Origin of the sequence: Candidatus Sneabacter namystus (assembly GCF_008189685.1) — a bacterium.
In the GTDB taxonomy this organism is placed as follows: Bacteria; Pseudomonadota; Alphaproteobacteria; order Rickettsiales; family Rickettsiaceae; genus Sneabacter; species Sneabacter namystus.
Map to the genome: position 1 here is coordinate 387189 of NZ_CP043312.1, position 19651 is coordinate 406839.

The 19651-nt window shown below is 33.8% G+C and carries 21 protein-coding genes and 1 other RNA gene; 10 read left to right on the forward strand and 12 right to left on the reverse strand.

What is annotated here, in order from left to right; genetic code table 11:
• Nucleotides 1-5 precede the first annotated feature (5 nt).
• From FZC37_RS01835 to rnpB, 5 genes are all read left to right on the forward strand, one after another.
• Nucleotides 6-434 carry a hypothetical protein gene (locus tag FZC37_RS01835; RefSeq protein WP_148952029.1) on the forward strand — a complete coding sequence of 143 codons (429 nt, stop codon included), beginning with the start codon at nt 6-8 and terminating at the stop codon, nt 432-434.
• On the forward strand, nt 427-933 hold the full coding sequence (locus FZC37_RS01840; RefSeq protein ID WP_216363359.1) for a MotE family protein: 507 nt from the start codon (nt 427-429) through the stop codon (nt 931-933). Before FZC37_RS01835 ends, FZC37_RS01840 begins: the two co-directional genes overlap by 8 nt.
• An 8-nt stretch (nt 934-941) precedes the next feature.
• The gene (locus FZC37_RS01845) at nt 942-1529 is read left to right on the forward strand and encodes an OmpH/Skp family outer membrane protein (RefSeq protein WP_148952031.1); all 588 of its coding nucleotides are present in this window, start codon (nt 942-944) and stop codon (nt 1527-1529) included.
• A 53-nt stretch (nt 1530-1582) separates the two neighbouring features.
• Nucleotides 1583-2194 (forward strand): ATP-dependent Clp protease proteolytic subunit, encoded by a 612-nt coding sequence (locus tag FZC37_RS01850; protein WP_148952032.1) that lies wholly within the window; start codon nt 1583-1585, stop codon nt 2192-2194.
• Between the two features lie 60 nt (nt 2195-2254).
• Nucleotides 2255-2648: RNase P RNA component class A (rnpB, locus tag FZC37_RS01855), an RNA gene on the forward strand.
• A 12-nt stretch (nt 2649-2660) separates the two neighbouring features.
• On the opposite strand, the gene FZC37_RS01860 is transcribed toward rnpB, so the two are convergent.
• The 6 genes from FZC37_RS01860 to uvrA are packed head-to-tail and all read right to left on the reverse strand — an operon-like array spanning nt 2661 to nt 7731.
• Complete coding sequence (locus tag FZC37_RS01860) at nt 2661-3128, reverse strand: F0F1 ATP synthase subunit B family protein (protein WP_148952033.1); 468 nt, start codon at nt 3126-3128, stop codon at nt 2661-2663.
• Nucleotides 3129-3142: 14 nt separating this feature from the next.
• Nucleotides 3143-3580, reverse strand: a complete 438-nt coding sequence (locus tag FZC37_RS01865; RefSeq protein WP_148952034.1) for an ATP synthase F0 subunit B — start codon at nt 3578-3580, stop codon at nt 3143-3145.
• A gap of 32 nt (nt 3581-3612) precedes the next feature.
• Entirely contained in the window at nt 3613-3837 is a 225-nt protein-coding gene (locus tag FZC37_RS01870) for a F0F1 ATP synthase subunit C (RefSeq protein ID WP_148952035.1), read from the reverse strand.
• 33 nt (nt 3838-3870) lie between these two features.
• Nucleotides 3871-4599 carry a F0F1 ATP synthase subunit A gene (locus FZC37_RS01875; protein WP_148952036.1) on the reverse strand — a complete coding sequence of 243 codons (729 nt, stop codon included), beginning with the start codon at nt 4597-4599 and terminating at the stop codon, nt 3871-3873.
• Nucleotides 4580-4885 (reverse strand): AtpZ/AtpI family protein, encoded by a 306-nt coding sequence (locus FZC37_RS01880; protein ID WP_148952037.1) that lies wholly within the window; start codon nt 4883-4885, stop codon nt 4580-4582. Before FZC37_RS01880 ends, FZC37_RS01875 begins: the two co-directional genes overlap by 20 nt.
• Nucleotides 4886-4914: 29 nt before the next feature.
• Entirely contained in the window at nt 4915-7731 is a 2817-nt protein-coding gene (gene uvrA / locus FZC37_RS01885; RefSeq protein WP_148952245.1) for an excinuclease ABC subunit UvrA, read from the reverse strand.
• A 195-nt stretch (nt 7732-7926) separates the two neighbouring features.
• On the opposite strand from uvrA, the gene ssb reads away from it, so the two are divergent.
• Nucleotides 7927-8370, forward strand: coding sequence for a single-stranded DNA-binding protein (gene ssb, locus FZC37_RS01890; RefSeq protein ID WP_148952038.1), 444 nt, complete (start codon nt 7927-7929; stop codon nt 8368-8370).
• A gap of 27 nt (nt 8371-8397) precedes the next feature.
• Here ssb and FZC37_RS01895 read toward each other — a convergent pair whose 3' ends face one another.
• Entirely contained in the window at nt 8398-8727 is a 330-nt protein-coding gene (locus tag FZC37_RS01895; protein ID WP_148952039.1) for a frataxin domain-containing protein, read from the reverse strand.
• Nucleotides 8724-12155: a DNA polymerase III subunit alpha gene (dnaE, locus tag FZC37_RS01900; protein ID WP_216363360.1), complete on the reverse strand. Its 3432-nt coding sequence runs from the start codon at nt 12153-12155 to the stop codon at nt 8724-8726. The genes FZC37_RS01895 and dnaE overlap by 4 nt, the downstream gene beginning before the upstream one ends.
• A 269-nt stretch (nt 12156-12424) precedes the next feature.
• Here dnaE and FZC37_RS01905 point away from each other — a divergent pair, with 269 nt between their 5' ends.
• From FZC37_RS01905 to FZC37_RS01920, 4 genes are all read left to right on the forward strand, one after another.
• The gene (locus FZC37_RS01905) at nt 12425-13192 is read left to right on the forward strand and encodes a lysophospholipid acyltransferase family protein (RefSeq protein WP_246120972.1); all 768 of its coding nucleotides are present in this window, start codon (nt 12425-12427) and stop codon (nt 13190-13192) included.
• 7 nt (nt 13193-13199) lie between these two features.
• Entirely contained in the window at nt 13200-14579 is a 1380-nt protein-coding gene (locus FZC37_RS01910; protein ID WP_148952041.1) for a UDP-N-acetylmuramoyl-tripeptide--D-alanyl-D-alanine ligase, read from the forward strand.
• Between the two features lie 63 nt (nt 14580-14642).
• Nucleotides 14643-15560 (forward strand): phospho-N-acetylmuramoyl-pentapeptide-transferase, encoded by a 918-nt coding sequence (gene mraY / locus FZC37_RS01915; RefSeq protein WP_216363363.1) that lies wholly within the window; start codon nt 14643-14645, stop codon nt 15558-15560.
• 33 nt (nt 15561-15593) lie between these two features.
• On the forward strand, nt 15594-16154 hold the full coding sequence (locus FZC37_RS01920; protein ID WP_148952043.1) for a GNAT family N-acetyltransferase: 561 nt from the start codon (nt 15594-15596) through the stop codon (nt 16152-16154).
• 118 nt (nt 16155-16272) lie between these two features.
• Here the strand turns inward: FZC37_RS01920 and FZC37_RS01925 are convergent, their stop codons facing one another.
• From FZC37_RS01925 to FZC37_RS01940, 4 genes are all read right to left on the reverse strand, one after another.
• Nucleotides 16273-16995, reverse strand: coding sequence for an ABC transporter permease (locus tag FZC37_RS01925; protein WP_216363366.1), 723 nt, complete (start codon nt 16993-16995; stop codon nt 16273-16275).
• 43 nt (nt 16996-17038) lie between these two features.
• A complete protein-coding gene (locus FZC37_RS01930; RefSeq protein WP_148952045.1) occupies nt 17039-17785 on the reverse strand; it encodes an ABC transporter ATP-binding protein in 747 nt (248 codons plus the stop codon).
• A gap of 90 nt (nt 17786-17875) precedes the next feature.
• Nucleotides 17876-18286: a flagellar FliJ family protein gene (locus tag FZC37_RS01935; protein ID WP_148952046.1), complete on the reverse strand. Its 411-nt coding sequence runs from the start codon at nt 18284-18286 to the stop codon at nt 17876-17878.
• On the reverse strand, nt 18270-19646 hold the full coding sequence (locus tag FZC37_RS01940; protein ID WP_148952047.1) for a FliI/YscN family ATPase: 1377 nt from the start codon (nt 19644-19646) through the stop codon (nt 18270-18272). The genes FZC37_RS01935 and FZC37_RS01940 overlap by 17 nt, the downstream gene beginning before the upstream one ends.
• Nucleotides 19647-19651: the final 5 nt, after the last annotated feature.

Genomic DNA, 19651 nt, shown 5'->3' on the forward strand with positions numbered 1-19651 from the left:
TTATTATGGATACAATTTATCTGGCTATAATTTTAAGCGGATGTGTTTTTGTTATGCTTTACTGTACCATGATTATGCTTGGTATGAGAAAAGATATTAAGGCACTCACTATAATACAAGAGCAGGTATGTGAGTCTATTTTAGCATTGCAAGATGAGTTAAAAGTTGTAATGATGAGTTTTCGTGACAGAAATATGGGTCTTGAAGTGGTAAAAAATGATTGCCAAAAATCAAGAAATGAATACGAACATGATGTAAAAGTTTCTAATTATGTTACTCAGGTTACAGACGTAGATGATCAAAGCGATTTTGCTTGTAAAACAAATTTGCTAATGTTAGGATCTGGCGGTTTAGTACGGGCAGGTCATTGTTCCGTTATGAAAATTTCACAAAACTATTACAATTCGGTAAAAAAAGTTAAACTGCATGAGTAGATATCTAATGTCAAGAAAGGTATTGGTTTATACACTAACTTTATTTTTTATGGTTATTGGTCACATTTGTGTTGCACAAGGGGAGAAAAGTGCCTCTATTACAAGTAAACACGAGGTTAAACTTTTTACTCAACTTTCTGATAGAAGAAAACAATTGAATAGATACGAGGAAGATATAGAGAAAAAGAAGGCCTTTTTGCAAGCTGTTGAATGTAATATAGCAAAAAAGGTAGAAGAGTTACATGAATTACAAAAGTGTATAAAAAAATATCAGGACACTGTACAAATTCAGGAAGATAAAAAGATGCGTAGTTTAGCGAAAGTTTATGAAGGGATGAATCCTAAGCGCGCTGCGCAAATATTTAACGAGTTGGATCTCAGCATATTGGTAAAACTCGTATCTCAAATGAAAGAAGTGAAAGTTGCTCCCATTTTATCTTTTATGGAATTGCAAAAAGCGAAAGAATTGTCTGTATCTTTAACAAAAAAAATTGACTGATTAGTTTGATGGGACGAATATACTTGAGAATAGTAGCATCTTTGTTGTTTTTTATTACATTTTGTAGTTATGCTTCTTCTAAGCAGTCTACTGTACAAGGCAGAATAGTATATAGGGCACAAAGAATAGGCGTAATAAATTTAGAAGATGTTTTTTCTAGATCTTTGATATCAATCGATATGAAAAATAAGTTGAGTGTTTTAGAGAAAGATTTGCGTCAAAAACTAAAAAACAAGGAAGACCAATTAAGTAAAGAAGAGAAGGTTTTGCTTTCTAAGAGGTCGTCTTCCAGAAGAAAAGATATAACAAAAAGGATGTCTGAGTTAAAAAAATCTGTTGCAGAGCATAGGCAATATGTTGAGCAAGAGAAATCAAAGCTAAATCATGTAGCTTTTAAGATGTCTCAGCATATTTATGGAGAGATCATTCGTATAGTGCATCAGATATCGAAGGAAAAGCGCTTTATGCTTGTGCTGCCATTAAGTCATGTATTATTTGCAGATCATTCTGTTTTTATAACGGACGAAGTGATACAAGCTTTAGATCAGAGTTGTCCAACTGTGGATATTAATCAGTTTATTAACGGAAATAAATAAGATATTAATCAGCTTATTAACGGAAATAAATAATATTGTGTTAAGACATTAAAATGACTTTTGTACCAATAGTAGTAGAAAATACAGCAAGAGGAGAGAGAGCCTATGACATATATTCTAGATTATTAAAAGAGCGAATAGTGTTCGTATGTGGTCCTATAGAAGATCATATGGCAAATTTAATAGTTGCTCAGTTATTATTTTTAGAAGCTGAGGATCCTAAAAAAAACATATACATGTACATCAATTCTCCTGGTGGTATTGTGACTTCCGGGTTGGCTATTTACGATACTATGCAGTATATAGCTCCGAAAATTGCAACATTGTGTGTAGGGCAAGCATGCTCTATGGGTTCCTTGTTGCTTGCATCTGGTCAGAAAAATATGAGATATTCTCTTCCCAATAGCAGAATTATGATACATCAGCCGTCTGGAGGATATCATGGTCAAGCAACAGATATTGAGATTCACGCTAAAGAGACCTTAAAATTAAGAGGTAAATTGGATGCTATCTATGCCAAACATACTGGAAAGCGTGTTAATGTTGTAAGGAAGGCAATGGAAAGGGATAATTTTATGTCTCCTGAGGAAAGTATACAGTTTGGTTTAATAGACCAAGTAATGGAGAATAGGTCACTTGGCGTAAATCTTGCTACAAAATCCTAGAAAGATAATTTATTATTTTTTGGTTTACTTAGATATTTTTTTCTTTTACCATCCACCTAAGGAGGTGATTCGGTAGCAGCGGGTGTGTTATTAATTAGACACCTGAGGAAAGTCCGGGCTTTAAGGGAGGCGACACTGGATAATGTCCAGCCTTCTTGTTTGTTCAAGAAGAGGGAAAGTGCCACAGAAAATATACCGCTAAATATTTTAGTAAGGGTGAAAAGGTGTGGTAAGAGCTCACCGGTGCTTTGGTAACAAGGCACGCATGGTAAACCCTGTCGAAAGCAAGACCAAACATGCCTGGTGAGTCTTGTACTCAAGATTCTCCCTATCTCTCTATATGCATCAGGCGGGTAGGTCGCGTGAGCTGCGTAGTAATGCGTAGCCAAGATGGATTGCTACCAGGCTTTTTTAAAAAAGCCTACAGAACCCGGCTTATGATTCACCTCCTTTTATCTTAAAAAAGCTAATATCCTATTTTTTTTATACATTTACCGAGCAAAGCATATAGCTTTTTATCGTTGGAAAGGGATTTAAGCTGTCTTTCCACTATTTTCACGGAGTCTTTAACTATCTCCCCTTTCAATTTGTTCTCTTCTGCTGTTCTTAGTGTGATTATGCTGTTTTGTAAGTTTTCTTTCTTTAAGCACAATACCTTATCCAATGCCTTCTTTTTTTCTGCGATGATGTTTTTTGTACACAGTAAAGCATCATCTTTTATCTTCTTCGCATCTTTTTCTATGGCGCTTTTAGAATTCAAGGTCTTTTTGTACAATTGTTCTACTTCAAACTGTAAATGTTGTAAGGAATCGAACTCTTCTTTTATGCTATTTACTTTTCCCACTAAAAAATCAATGACAAGCTTTCTTCCTTTTATGTAGCCAAAAAATACTAATAAACCAAAAGCTATGGATATAATTATAACTTCTACCATATGCCTTGTAACAACTAATCTGTTTTAATTCTATCTAGTATTGATATTGCAACTGTCTCTGCAATTTGCTCTTTTTTTGCAAGTAGAGAGTTAACATTTTTCTCAATGATAGACATTTCTTTTGCTAACAAGTTTGCGCACTCTTTATTTGCAGAATCTATAATCGCATTTGCTTCACGTGTAAATTCATTTAAAGCCTCAGCTTTTATCCGTTCTGCTTCTTCTTGTGCAAGCATCAATTTTTCTTCGTTTTGTTGCTCTATTTTTGCAATTTCATTGCGCATTTCATCGATCTGCTGCATGTGTTTGTCAATGTAAACTTTTCTCTTTTTAGAGATAGAATTCAATCGAGGAACTAACCAAAAGTTGACAAAGAGAAAAAATGAGCCAAAGCTAATGATTAGCCATACAACAGAAGACAGATAATGCGATAAATCTAGTTGTGGTAGCATAAAACTGTATAAAACTAGTTATTTTCTTTGTTTTACAGAAAAATCAGTAACATTGCTATAACAAAGGCAAACAAACCCATTGCTTCAACAAGGGCGGCTCCTACATAAGCACTTAATTGCATCTTTCCAGTAGCAGATGGGTTGCGAGCAATACCATTCATCAATGCTGCGAAAATATTTCCAACACCAATGGCTGCACCTAACATACCCATTGCCATTAGTCCAACACCTATAAACTTGTAAACAGAAGAATCCATAGTCCAAAATAAAGATTTTATAAATTAAAGAAATCAGTGTAAATTTAGAACATCTCCTAGATATACACAAGACAAAACAGAAAAAATATACGCCTGTAAAATTGCCACCCCGAATTCTAAGCACATTAAGAAAGCTAGCAATAAGAACGGAAAAAATTTTATAGCTATTAATACATTTGCGGTGCCCCATGCAACTATGTGCAATAAAACGTGACCTGAGGTTACGTTAGCCGCTAATCGTAAGGCCAAACTAAAAGGTCTCGACAAAAATGAAAACAGCTCTATTACTATTAGTATAGGAGATATCCACCAAGGGCAACCAGATGGTAAAAAGAGCTTAAAAAACTTCCAACCATGCGAAAAAATACCAACTGCACTTACGATAATAAAAATTATGCTAGCCATAGTAAAAGTTATAGCTATATGACTTGTTGTAGCGAAACTACAAGGAATCATACCGATACTGTTACATGCAAGAACAAATGCAAAAATGCTAAATATGAGAGGTACAAATTTTTTACCCTTATGGCCCGCAGTGCTTTGTAACATATCACACACAAAATTGTACACTAGTTCGACTAACACTTGTTTGTTGGACGGTATCAAAGAGGCCTTTCTCATGGCAAAAAGCAACAACATTGTCCAAGATACAGTAGCTAAAATCAAGAATGCAGCAGCATTGGTTAAACTGAAGTCTAACCCAAAGGCACTTAACTTCATTAATTGGATAACTTTAAACTGCTCAAGAGGACTGTGATCCATTTCTAACCTGCATTTTTACTAAATTGTATAACCAAGCAATGACGCTAAGCAGCATTGACAATGTAAAACAAACAGGAAAAGTCCCGAAACATCTGTCCAGCACCCTTCCTAAAAAGAAGCCAGTTCCAATGAAAGATATAAGCTGTATTATGGTACTGCACACTATATAGTTCGCAGAGCATTTACCCCTGTTATGATTAAAATGTTCAATCTTAGAAGGAGCAAAACTAGCCTTATAAACTGCAATTTTTTTGTCTATTTCTTCTAAATGTCTTATGTGTTTCATGTTGTACCTTTAAATACAAAAAACAAAATTTACAAATATTCCTTTAAAAACCTACCTGTTACACTCCTCTCATATTTTACTATATCTTTTGGCACTCCACACGCTACAACTTCGCCCCCTTCTTCTCCTCCTTCTGGTCCTATATCAACAACATAATCAGCTCTGCTGATAACATCCATATTATGCTCTATCATCACAACAGTGCATCCACTTTCCACCAGATTATATACAATTTTCATCAATTTATCTACATCTTGAAAGTGTAATCCCGTGGTAGGTTCATCTAGTATGTACAAAGTGTTTCCAATAAATTTTCTAGACAATTCTTTTGCTAATTTTACCCTTTGTGCTTCTCCTCCTGAAAGGGTAGTAGAAGATTGACCAAGGCTAAGATACCCTAGTCCTACATCGTGTAAAACTTGAATTTTGCTTTGTATTATGTGGATGTTGTGAAAAAATTTCAATGCTTCATCTACCGTCATGTTTAGGACGTCTGATATTGATTTTTTTCTATATAGTATTTCCAGCGTTTGTTCATTGTATCTTTCTCCATTACATATGTCACATTGCACATACATATCACTTAAGAAGTGCATTTCGACTTTTATTGCCCCGTCTCCTTTGCAATTTTCACATCTACCTCCTTTTACGTTAAAGGAAAATCTATTAGCTTTATATCCTCTTGCTTTTGCTTCAGTAAGATTGGCGAATAAGTCTCTTATTAGAGAGAATAGACCAATATATGTTGCTGGAGTGGATCTAGGGGTTCTTCCAATGGGAGATTGGTCTACTTCTACAACTCTATTAAAAGTTTCACAGCCAGTAATATGTTTCAAATTTGGTATCTGTGTAGAATTATGATTCTCTATGTATTCACGTACAGCTGGTAGTAAAGTTTCCATTATAAGCGTTGATTTTCCGCTGCCAGAAACTCCACTTATTACTGTCAACGCTCCTATTGGAATTTTGACATCTACATTTTTAAGATTTCTAGAATTAGCCCCACGTATTTCTATCCAGGAAGCAAAAGGTTGAGAAGGAGGTTTTTTTCTAGAAATTTCTTTTTCTGTGTTTAAAAATTTAGCTGTAATACTATTTTTATTTTCTAAAATTTCTTTAACAGTACCTTGTGCAACAACTTCTCCTCCACATTTACCAGCACCTGGTCCTAAATCTATGACATAATCAGCAGCTAATATTGTTGATTCATCGTGCTCTACAACTATGACAGAATTACCTAAGTCTCTTAGATCTTTTAATGTTTCTATTAATTTTATATTGTCTCTATGATGTAAAGCTATTGACGGCTCGTCAAGCACGTATAATACTCCGCTTAAACCAGACCCAATTTGAGATGCAAGTCTAATTCTTTGTCCTTCTCCTCCAGATAATGTAGATGTTGACCTGGAAAGAGAAAGGTAATTGAGTCCTATTTTTTCTAAAAAATTTAACTTGTGTTTTATTTCTTTTACTATAGGTGTTGCAATAGTGTTATCTTTTCTAGATAACTTGTCTGGCAATTGAGATAACCACTGAGACAAAGTACTTATATTCATTTGTGATATTTCTCCTATGTGTAGGCCCAGCACTTTTACCGACAATGCTTCTTTTTTTAATCTATATCCGTTACAACTTTCGCAAATCTTTTTACTTTGATACTTAGATAAATGTATTTCATTGTGTGCGTCGGAAGATTCTGACATTTTTCTTTCAAGATACGGTATTATCCCAAGAAACATTTCACTAGATTTCTTTTTGGTATCTTGCGAGTTGTTACCATAAAACAATACATGTTTTGCCTCCTCGGAAATATCGCATAATGGCGTGTGAATATCGTACCCGAACACATTTAGCGCTTTTTCAAAAGCTTTTTCAATGACTACACTATCCAGATTAGCAAATTTCTTCAATGCACCTTCTTGTATACTTAATTGTGGATCTGAAATAATTAAGTGAGGGGAAAATAATGATAATTCTCCTAAGCCATGGCAAGATACACATATGCCATAAGGGCTGTTAAAGGAAAATAGGCGCGGTTCTATATCTGGCACTTGAAATCCTGATACAGGGCAAGCATATTTTTCGGATAATACCATTTGATCATATTTTTTATCATCGTTTGTATCGAAAATATGTATCGTAACTAGTCCATCAGACAATTTTAACGATAATTCTAGAGCGTCCACCAATCTCTGCTTACTTTCTTCAATGAGTCTAAAAGAATCTATTATGACATTTATTGTGTGACTTTTAGTTTTGGATAAATGTATTATTTTTTCGTCTAATTTAATTAGATCATCATCTATAATTACTTGCAGCAGACCTTTTCTTTTTAGAAAATCAATCTCTTTTTCAAATGCACCTTTCTTCCCTTTTATAAAGGGAGATAAAATTCTGATTTTTTTACCCAGAGCAGATTCGTAAATTTTGCAAGACATATCGGCAACACTTTGACCTTTTATAGGTAAACCTGTCACTGGTGAAAATGGTACCCCTACCCTAGCGAAAAGTAATCTGAGATAGTCACTAATTTCTGTTACTGTTCCTACGGTAGATCTTGGATTTCTAGAGGTAGTTTTCTGATCTATAGCAATAGCTGGAGATAATCCTGTAATTGAAGTAAGTTCTGGCTTTTTTTGCAATTGCAAAAACTGCCTAGCATACGCAGAAAGACTTTCTACATACCTTCTTTGACCCTCTGCGTATATAGTATCAAATGCTAAAGAGGATTTTCCAGATCCGCTTACTCCTGTAATGATTACTAACTCATTTCTTGGTATGTCAAGATCAATATTTTTTAAAATATGCTCTCTTGCACCTCTTATCTTAATAAAAAAATCTTTTATCATTTACTTTGTGACTTAAATATATGTCTTATTTGATTTTGTACATTACCTTTTATATATGCTTATTAGTGTATAAACAAATATATCTTTATTGGCTTGGCTTAACAAAATTTGCTGGAATATAAAAGTTTTTTAGTCTATATTGACAGCCTAGGGTAAGAGTGTAACGTAATTATTAAGAATAGGTAACAGATAATGGCACTAGGACTAAATAAAGTTTCTTTAATAGGAAATGTAGGACATGATCCAGAAATCAGAGTCACCCAGCAAGACAATAGAGAATTTGCTACTTTTTGGTTTGCTACTACTGAAACGTGGAGAGATAAAAACACGGGGGAAAAAAGAGAAAATACAGAGTGGCACAGGATCGCTGTTTTTGGAGAAGGTTTAGTAGAGATAGTGCGTAATTACACTAAAAAAGGTACAAAGTTGTATCTTGAAGGTTCTTTAAGAACTCGTAAATTTACAGATGCTGCAACAGGGCAAGAAAGGCATAGTACAGAGGTTGTGTTGCAGGGTCATAGTGTTCTAATACTTTTAGATAGTAAAAAGAAGGATCTTGGATTCAGTGAAAATGCTTCTAGTCCTACTTCTAATGGACCTACGCAAAACTCCATAGATGATGAGGTACCATTTTAAGGTTTTTCAGTAAATCAGAGCTTCAACTTATAGTGGGGTAAAGTGTAATGTTACAACCGGTTCTAGTTCTTTCTTCAAGAGAGAGAATATAGTGGAGGAGTTTTTGTCTTTCCATGTATTTTTTATGTAGCTGAAGTGATATGCTCCGCTTATTGTGGAGGACAACCATAATTCTTTTGCATCGCTGTGCACGTTGATAAGATGAGTTCCTACTGTGGATGATATTTTGAGAGCTAAATCTCCAAGCCTGTCTATGTCTAACTGACATTGCACATCTTCTTTTATTAGCACATCTTCTATGTAATCTAGTGTTTTTTTACCTATACTGATAATGTCGACATCATTAGAGTAGTTCATCGTTTGATAGAAAAAGGTTGCAAAGCACGTATGTTAGCATACTTCATTTCAAAAAGCATAGGCAAGGCCACTTTAGCGTCTAAACCAAATTCAGTTTTCAAGAAAAAGACTACCTGTACATTGCCTTGTTCTTTGTAAGGACAATTTTTTAAAAGATTTATGCAGTTTAGCAACTCTTCAGTATTGTTTACGCTAAGGTTAATAGTATGTTGTCGCGTTTGCAATATATCGTCACATAGTTCTACACCTGCGACTGTAATACGCATGCTATTATCTGATTTATAGATTTCACATTTTAATATAACTGCTGTTTTTAGTTGCAGTTTATGGCTTACGTCTCTTAGTAAATTTTCGTTAAATATACTCACCTCAAATGTAGAAGTAGGATCAGATACAATTAAGTTTGCAAAAACGCCTCGATTAGAGCTACGCACATCTTTTTTTAGTATCACAACAGCTAAATTGACGTAATGAATTCCATCTTGCAATGTTTTAACAAAAGTAAAAGGGCGTATTCGTTTTTCTTCTAAAAATGAAAAGTATTCTGATGCAGGATGTCCTGATAAAAATATTCCGGTGTACTCTAACTCGTCGTACAGACGACTGAATATGTCTTCCGTTATTCGCTGTTTTTCTAATGTAAGTATTTTAGTGTCTAGGGCGTTAAAACTTGTTTGTATACCTGATTTTTTGTTGTACATAGAGTACATATGAGACATAATTCTGTCTAGATTATGATATAGCTGATATCTGTCAGGGTGCAAAGAGTCAAAACACCCTGAAAGGATTAATCCTTCAATTGCTTTTTTTGATAAATCTTTATCTGACATTCTATACACAAAGTCAGAAATAGAGGTAAATTGTCCTGATTTTTGACGTTCACTGACTATTTTTTGTACTATACCTATGCCTGTACCTTTGACTAATCCTAGCCCGGTGATTATTGATTTATCGTCTTTTTCAGAAAGGGAGAAATACGCAACACTTGAGTTTATGTCAGGTTTAATGACATTGTATCCTATCTCTTTGAATTCGCTAATAAGAAGGTTTACCTTAACGAAATCTCGTAATTCTAGGTTTAGAAAGGAAACAAAAAACTCTCTAGGATAATGTGCTTTCAAATAAGCTGTTTGATAAGACATTACAGAGTATGCTGCAGCATGAGATTTATTAAATCCATATCCGGCAAATTTAACTATCAAAGAAAATACATCATTTGCAATAGATATATCGATTCCATTTTTTACAGCTCCTTGAGTAAACTCTTTTTCCTGCTTTTTCATTTCTGATGCTATTTTTTTCCCGATAGCGCGTCTTAACAAATCGGCTTTTGCAGCTGTATAACCAGCGAATGCTTTTGCTATCTCTATTACTTGCTCTTGGTAAATTATTACACCGTATGTGGGTTCTAATATAGGCTTTAATAAAGGGTGCATATATGAAGGTTTTTGATTACCAAATTTGCAAGCAATATAAGTTGCTATATGCTCCATAGGGCCAGGTCTGTACAATGACGATAAAGCCATCAGATCCTCTACTTTATCTGGTATCAGTTTTGTCAAATTATCCCTCATACCAAAACTTTCAAATTGGAATACTCCCATACTTTTTCCTTTGGAAAGCATGTCGTACGTTTTTTTATCTTTTAGATTAATAGATGAGATATCTATTTCAACGCCCCTTGTTTCTAAAAGTTTGCAGCAGTCTGATATCATGGTTAGGGTCTGTAGCCCTAGGAAATCAAATTTTACCAACCCTGATAATTCTGCGTATTTCATTGAATATTGTACTAAAATCGCATCATCATGTGGAGATTTGTATAATGGAACTATTTGTACTAAATCTATCCCAGCAATTATTATGCCTGCTGCATGTGTGGAGATGTGTCTCGGCAGTCCTTCTATAGCTAGAGATATTTTTAATGTTTTTTCAATTAGTTCACTGACTTCATGTGCCTCATCATCTTCGATGTTTATTTCTTTTACGATTTTTCCTTTATACAATGACTGTAGCTGGGGGATTTTCTCTATAGCTTTTTTTAAAGTAACAGGATTAACAGCACTAAATGGTATAAATTCAGTTATTTTATTTGCTATGTGAAAGTCTAATCCCAACACTCTTGCGATGTCTTTTATTGCAGCCTTTGCCTGTAAGCTTCCAAACGTGATTATGTGAGCTACTCTTTTTTTTCCGTATTTATTTTGTACGTATTGTATTACTTTCTCTCTTTTATTTTGACAAAAATCTATGTCAAAATCAGGCATAGAGATTCTATGAGGGTTTAAGAACCGTTCAAATATCAGGCCAAATTCAATCGGATCTAGGTCTGTTATTAATAAACTCCATGCAACAACAGAACCAACTCCAGATCCTCTACCTATACCTACAGGAATACCTTCCTTTTTGGCCCATTGAACAAGATCAGATATTATTAAAAAATATCCGGCAAATCCCATTTCACAAATAACAGAAAGCTCATATTCCAGCCTTTCAAAATATTGTTTGTTATCTGATAACAAGTTTGCTTTGTCAGGAGTGATTTTTGATAACCTGTGTACAAGTCCATCTCTAGATAATGTTTTTATTATCTCTTTTTCGTCAACGTTATCTTGAAAAGATGGTAATATTGGGTCTCTTGTTGTTGCTCTAACACTGCAACGTTTTGCAATTAGTACAGAATTTTCTAGGGCTTCTGGTAAATCATAAAAGAGCTTTTCCATTTCCTCTTCTGTTTTGAAGTAAGAATTTTTGGCGTATAAAACCTTTTTTTCGTCAGGGGAAAAATGTTGAATACGTAGGAAGATTTCGTGTATATCATGCATATCTTTGTGTAGAAAAAGTACCTCATTTGTAGCAACTACCGGTATTTGTAGATCACGTGCTATTTGCAGATATTGAGTTTCTATGCATTCATCTTTGAAGCCATGACGTGAAATTTCAAAATAAAAGTTATCACCAAAGGTAGATTGCATCTTAGATGCTAATTCGATAGCAAGAGAATATCTGTTTTCTAATACTAGCTTTCCTATTAACCCTTTGGTGTATCCTGATAATATGATTAGCCCGCTTTTACATTTTTCTATTTCACTAAAAGGTAATGAGGTGTGATTTTCTGTTACACAAAATTCACTTACTAAATGTAGTAAATTTTGATATCCAATATCATTTTTAGCTATCAATACAAGTTCTGATATGTGTTTTTTGTTGTTCAAAAAATGTACTTTTACAATGGTTCCGTGTATTGGTTGAATACCTTTTTTGCTTGCCTTTTCTGAAAATTCCAAAGCTCCAAACATGTTTCCTTTATCAACCAATCCGAGGGCTGGCATCTTATTTAAACATGCAAGATCTACTAAGTCGTCGATTCTTACGATACTTTCAAGTAATGAATAACCACTTTGAACTTTAAGATGTATAAATTTTTTCATTTTATATCTATAATCACTCATGTTATTACAGATTTATAACTTAACACTTATTACAGAATTCGTAACTAACTAAGTAATGAGTAAGCGCTAGTAGTAGTTTTGTCTCTTGAAAAGTGTTATTAGAGAAAGAATAGATTGTTTTGATGTTCTTGACCAAGATCTTATACAAGTATAGAATCCGGTTTGTTGTGTTTTTGTTTATGCGCGTTATGAAGATGTGTTAACGTGTTTAGAGATAAGTAGTTAAGTACAGTATGGTCATTATTTAAGTGAGTTTGATCAAAAAAGTCTTCTGGAATATCAGGGTGTTTTTCTTTTATTGCGTTGTGGTAGTGAGCAACGTAATTTTGGTATTAGTTGCCATACCCGCTAAGTTATGTGGAAGTAGTTATGGGGTAAGGTATGCTATGGCTGAAGCTTTTTCTCGTATATTTATAGCTTCTGCCAAATGGATATGTGGGTTGAACTACAGTGTTTATGGTTTAGAGAAACTGCCAAAGGTTCCATCTGTCGTATTATCGAATCACCAGTCTTTTTGGGAAAATTTGTTCATGCAGGTGATTATTCCAAAACATTCTTGGGTTATAAAAAAAGAATTATTTAAAATTCCTTTTTTTGGTTTTAGCCTTAAGATGTTAGACCCTATAGCAATTGATAGAAAAACCTCTAGCTCTGTTAAAAGCATTCTGGAGGGTGGGCTAAAAAAAATTCAACAGGGTCTATGGTTAGTTATTTTTCCTGAAGCTGGTAGAATTTCTCCATATAGAACGGTAAAAATTAAACCAAGTGGTGTTAAGGTGGCATTGTCAGCAAAGGTCCCTATTGTAATTATGGTTCATAATGCAGGGTTATATTGGCCGCCTGGTATATCAATAAAACGTCCTGGGACAATTGAGGTGAGAATTGTAGATGTAATATACCCAGAGCAGACTCAAGGGTTAGATGTACGTACTGTGACAGATAGAATTTTTGAATCTATGAGCTATCACAAAAATCTATTAGTAGAAAAGCAAGAATCATCAAAAAAGTTTTGTTAGGGGTAGCATGTGGTCTCAGGATGATTTTTATAAAGCGCTAGGAGTACGTACATCAGTACAAGGTAATTGTATAAAATTTAATAGCAAAGATATTGAATCAGGAGATCTTTTTATTGCTTTGTCAACAGGCACTTCTCCAGGATATTTGCATGCTAAAGATGCTCTTATAAAAGGTGCTAGTGGTTGTATAGTAGAGAGGAAATATTCTCTAGACTTACCACAAGAGAAAATTATTTTTGTAGATGATTCTTATGAAGCACTTACAAAAATGGCTGAGTATAAGAGAAATTGCTATACGGGGCGAGTAATTGCGGTTACTGGTAGTTGTGGAAAAACAACAGTAAAGGACATGATAGGAGAGATTTTTCAAAAAGAGTTTTTTTCTTTCATTTCACATAAAAATTTCAACAATGCTTTGGGCGTTAAAATTAATCTTGCTTCATTATCATTGAAAGCACAAAAAGCAGTTTTTGAATTAGGTATGAATAATAAGGGAGAGATACATAATCTGTCTTCTTATGTAAAACCTAACATTTCCATTATTACAAATATTGGTCCATGCCATATAGGTAATTTCTGTAATATAAAAGATATTGCAGAGGCAAAATCAGAAATCTTTGATTATATGTCTCCACATGACCAAGCTATTTTGCCTGTGAAATCTGAGTGTATACAACAGTTGGAAGAAAGAGCGTTGTACAAAAAATTGCAAATATTTAGGTTTGGAAAATCTAAAAATGCTGATGCACAAATTATCGACGCAAAAATAAACAATCAAGGATCCGTAGTAAAAATTAGGGTACTAGAAGATACATTTGAAATAAATATACCACTATATGGAGAATTTCAAGTATATAACGCATTAGCCGCACTTTTATGTGCAAAATTGGAAGGCTCTAATATGACAAAAGCTGTTGATGCTATAGAAAATTTTCAGGTTCCAGAAAAAAGAGGCAAAGTACTTTTAGTAAAAAGAAATCATAAAAGCTTCTTTTTGATGGATAAATCATATAATGCTAGTCCTTTATCTGTTAAGGCCAATTTGTTGTCATTGTCACATTTTACTTCTGTTTCAAGAAAAGTACTCATATTAGGACATATGTTAGAATTAGGAAAGCATACAGATACTTATCATCTTGGCTTGCAAAAAGAAATTTTAAACGCAGAAATAAACAAGGTTATAGTTATTGGTAAATATGCTAAAGTTTTGTATGAGGCTTTACCAGAAGATTTGAGATTGCTATATCTGGACGATTTTAGTAGCCATCTAGAGTTAATTGAAAACTTTTTGCAAGATGGTGATTTGGTATTAGTACAAGGTTCAAGAAAACTTCAGATGGAAAAAGTTGTACTATATTTGAATCGATCTGGAGATTCTATTTTGTAACAAATTAGTATGACAAAATTTTTTACATCAATTGTCATAAGTTTTTTGCTATGCGTGTGTTTAATGTATCCTTGGATACTTCTTTTGCGCAGGCTTAAGTTTTATCCTAATGTAAGAAATTATTTAGAACATCATCGCAGCAAGTCGGCTGTTCCTAATTTAGGTGGTGTTATAGTTTTTTTATCTGCTTTCATTGTATATGCATTTTTATGCAAACATTACAACGTAAGGGTATTTTTTGTATTAGGGATATTTTTTACTCTGTTTTTATTAGGGTTGTATGATGATGTAAGAAAGTATTACACTCGTGGAGCTGCTGGTCTTTCTGCAAGATCTAAATTTGTTATACAGATAGTAGTTGCTTTTACGTTTTGTATTTTGCTAAGAGTATATGATGATGCTTTTAGCACATTTTGTTATGTTCCTTTTTTAGGCTGCTCTGTTGATTTTGGCGTTATGACGTTGTTTTTGTCTATTGGAGCTATTGTATCTTCTGCAAATGCTGTAAATATTACTGACGGGTTAGATGGCCTTGCTACACTCCCTGTGATTTTTTCTTTCTCATCGCTAATAGTAATAGCATGTAGCCACCACGGAATAAATTTTATAAGTAGGGAAGAGGCTATTATATTTTCCTCTTATATAGGTAGTTGTTTTGGCTTTTTAGTGTTTAATTACAGCCCTGCAAAAATATTTTTAGGTGATTGTGGAAGCTTGTCACTTGGTGGTGGGATAGCGGCTCTTAGTATAATTACTCAAAATCAGCTTGCTATGATAATCGTATGTGGCATATTTGTTATTGAGACTGCCTCTGTGATAATACAGATTATATATTTCAGGTATACGGGTAAGAGGATATTCTTGATGTCTCCTTTGCATCATCATTTTGAAAAAAAGGGCATCGAAGAAAGAAAAATTGTAATAGGCTTTTGGATTGCCGCCTTCGTATTTGCAGTTTTTGGCGCTTCTGTTACAATGTAGGTTCTTTATATTAGCTCGAATAGGTTTGTAAGTATGGATGCAGCAAAAGATGTGTTTTCTAGAGGCAATGTTCCTTTTTATGAGGAGGAGAAATTTTTTCTAAGGGATTTGAGAGATAACGATGCATTGTCATATTTAAGATATATGACAAATGATGAGGTAATGAAGTATCTTCCTACTTATTTGATACCAGAATCATTAGCTGCTTCTCATTCTACGTTGTCTTACTTGAGAGATCTATTTTTGAAAAAAAAGGGCTGTACTTGGGGTATTAGCCTTAAGGATACAGACAAACTTATAGGCACTATTGGTTTTTCTTATATATCATTCATAAATAGAATAGGAATAGTGCATTTTGACCTTGATAAGTCACTCTGGGGACAAGGTTTTATAAGAACTGCATTTAAACACGTATTAGAATTCGCTCACCAAATGGAATTGGTGCGTGTACAGGCCTCTGTTGTTTCTGGTAACGATAGGGCGATCAAAATTCTGGAAAAATTTGGCTTTGAAAAAGAGGGAACTCATAGGAAAAGTGAGTTAGTTCAAGGAGAACACAAAGATTCTCATACGTACGCTATAATACTGAATTAAAAACGATATATTTTTAGAATTTAGCATTTTATCGTTTGAGTATATGCGCGGTGCGTAAGTTTAAGATCACGACTTATTTTTGGTTGTAGCGTTTTAAGATTAATTTTGGTTTTTAGACTTAGTGCGGCAAATCTAGTTTTTTCTTAAATTGCCTTTTGGCTATATACCAAAACAAAATGGAGTATATCACTGTTACTGAAATAGAAAGTGAAAATGGTACAAATTTTCCTTCTAATAGGCTGGAGCGAAACATTTCAGCTTCGTGAAAATATGGGTTAAGCAGGTTAATATATGCGAACCACTTTGAAGTCTTAAGTATTGCTTCCCATGAGAATTGAAAACCTCCCAAAAACCATAAGGGAAACATAAATCTCATTATTATATTTTCTATATCGACCATTTTTTCGATACAGCCCGCTAATAATAGGGTATTCAATCCCTTTGCCATGCTTGTAATAAAAATTACAAAAAGCAACTTTAAGATATTCATTTGCGCAAACATGCCACTAGAGTAGTAAATGCAATACGCTAATATAAAGATAATTACGGACATTACTACGCCGTATATGCAAAAAAATGTTACCTTTTGCAGTAGAATCATATCTATACTGGTTGGGAGCAGAAGATCGGCGGACATTTGTTTATTTTCTATTTTACTTACTAAAGTATATAGATGTGAATGAAAAGAAAAAAAATTAACTCCCGCTATAACGCTTGCAATCTGCAAGGAGGTAAAATCTTTTCCAACACCATACTGAGGAAGGATAAAGGTAACTACTACAATTGTTGGTAACGCCCACGATATAGCATTAATTATCATTTTAATCATAGAGTTTCTCATGTGCATTAGATCTATCTTAAGAGAAACTATAAAAATTCTTAATTTATCTTGCATTGCTTTCTTCTTTTAAAATATCTTCGATCAATGTTTCTAATTTTTTAGACTCACTCGCTATATCTTTTCCTGCACATTTATGTGCTATATGCCCGTCTTTTATAATATATAAAGTATCTGATATATTGCCTGCCTCCTCCAAGTCATGGGTAGTCAATAAAACTATTTTACCTTCTTGCTTAAGGGATAACATAATATTATGTAAGTTTTTTTTTGCAAGAAAATCTAATCCTACTGTTGGTTCATCCAGAATTATTATGCTTGGTTTATGTACCAAAGCTTTGGCAATTGAAAATCTTTGTAGATAACCAAAACTTAAGACTGATGGGTGACTATGCTTATATTCTATAAGATCAAGCTTTTTGATAAAGTGTTCAGTGTTAGCATGTGCTACATTTTTTGAAAGGCCGTATTTTAAGGCTGTGTAAAATATGTTGTAGTATATGTCAAAACGCTCATCAAAGATTGCTCGTGATGGGCAAAAGGCAATATTTTTACGATATTGTGTAATAGTATCTATGTTTTTCTCACAATTATCGTATAACGTAACTGTGCCTTTGTCATGAGAAATAAGGTTAGCAGCAATTGAGAGTAGAGTAGTCTTTCCTGCTCCATTTGCACCTAAAAATGTAGCTATTTCCCCTCTTTGTACGCTAAAATTTATAGAATTCAGTATCAGTTTCTTTTTGTGATACTTGCACACATTAGAAAATTCTATTCTAGAAATATCACTCATAAAACCTTCAACTTTAATAAAGCTAACTCACATTGTGTGAGATGGTACGCTGAAAGTTAAAAAAAGCAACAAAAAACGTTGATTTTTAGTTCACTTTTGTTTTTTGAATTGAGAATTTTTCAAGGACACTATTTCATCGTGAGTTTTTCTGTCTTGTGTATCTTGTTCCGTTTTACGTCTTTTTGAGTAAATATTTTTCAATACTTTACACCTTTCTTGTTCTTGAAAATTACGTAACAACTCATCATTGATTTTAGATAAAATGGTTTCTAAATCAGTAATTTTAAGCTTCTTTAATGATATTTGAGACTTGATTCTTTCTATGTAATGAAGTGTATATAGAAAATCAAAATTGGCGTTTGCTGCACATTCTCTAGAGTTATGTAGCAGTGCTATATCTTTTTCTATCTTTGTAATTGATCCTTCCAAAGTATTTTTTCTATAAATAAGCTCTTTTTCTTTGGCTTTATAAACTTGTATAAGCTTATTTATGATCTTCATATCCTAGTATTTTAGCTAGCATGGAGTAACTTTCTTGCATTGAAAACACTTCTTTGGAAGATTGATGCAAAAAGTTTTCTATGAGAGGCTGGAGTTTTATAGCTCTGTCTACTTTTTTATCGTTTCCTTGCTTATACATCCCAAGTCTAATTACGTCTTCTAATTCTTGATACGTAGCTAGTATCTCTCTTGCTTCAAGCACAACAGAATTTTCCCAATCGCTATTACAAGCAGGAGTGGCTCTAGACAAACTTTTTAGCACGTCTATCGCAGGAAATCTTCCTCTTTCTGCAATATTTCTTGACAGTACTATGTGTCCATCTAAGGTTGCTCTTGCTGCATCACTAATGGGTTCATTATAATCATCACCTTCGACTAAAACAGTAAATAACCCTGTGATACTAGAATTATTGTCTTCTGAGCCAGGACCAATTCTTTCTAATAAAAGAGGAATTTCATTAAAGACAGAAGGAGGGTATCCTTTGCTGACAGGTAATTCTTCTGCCATAAGACCTATCTCTCTTTGTGCCATGGCAAAACGTGTAAGTGAATCTACTATACATAACACGTTATTTCCTAAATCGCGAAAATATTCAGCTATAGATAACGTAAGATATGCAGCTCTTTTTTTCAAAGATGCTGGTTCATTAGATGTACAAGCCACAACTACAAAATCTTTTTTTTCAGGTTGCAGGTACGAGTCTATAAACTCCACAACTTCTCTCTTTCTTTCACCTATCAGTCCTACAACTTTAACATCGCAGTTGGCATGTTTTGTTAACATGGCAATAAGAGAAGATTTTCCTATCCCACTTCCAGAAAATATTCCTAATCTTTGTCCTATGCAACAAGGAGCGAAAACATCGATACCCTTTATTCCTAAATTTAGTTTGGGGCCTATTTTCTTTCTTAAATCAAATGCCTGCCCCGCGTGCTTAAGATGGTATTTTTTATTACCAGGGTGTATAGGCCCTTTATCGTCTATTGGTTTGACAAACGCATCAATGACTCTACCTAGCATGGATATATCTGGAAAAACAACGTTTCCTATAGAACTTATTGATACTATGTCTCCTATTTTAATTCCATCTCCTCCTTCAAATGGAAGAAGTGTTACTTCATTTTGATCTAAAGCTATTACTTCACCTAGGACAGTTTTATGCGAAGTTTTGACTTCAATCTCGCATATTTCTCCCATCGTTACACAACGTTCTATGCCAGAACATTTTATCAATGGCCCTGTCACTGCCTTTACATATCCGTATGTTTTTATCGCATCTATGCTTTGTAATGTAGAAATAGCAAAATCATTAATTGATTGAACTTTTTCTGTAATATTTTTTGTCAAAACATATAGCATAAATC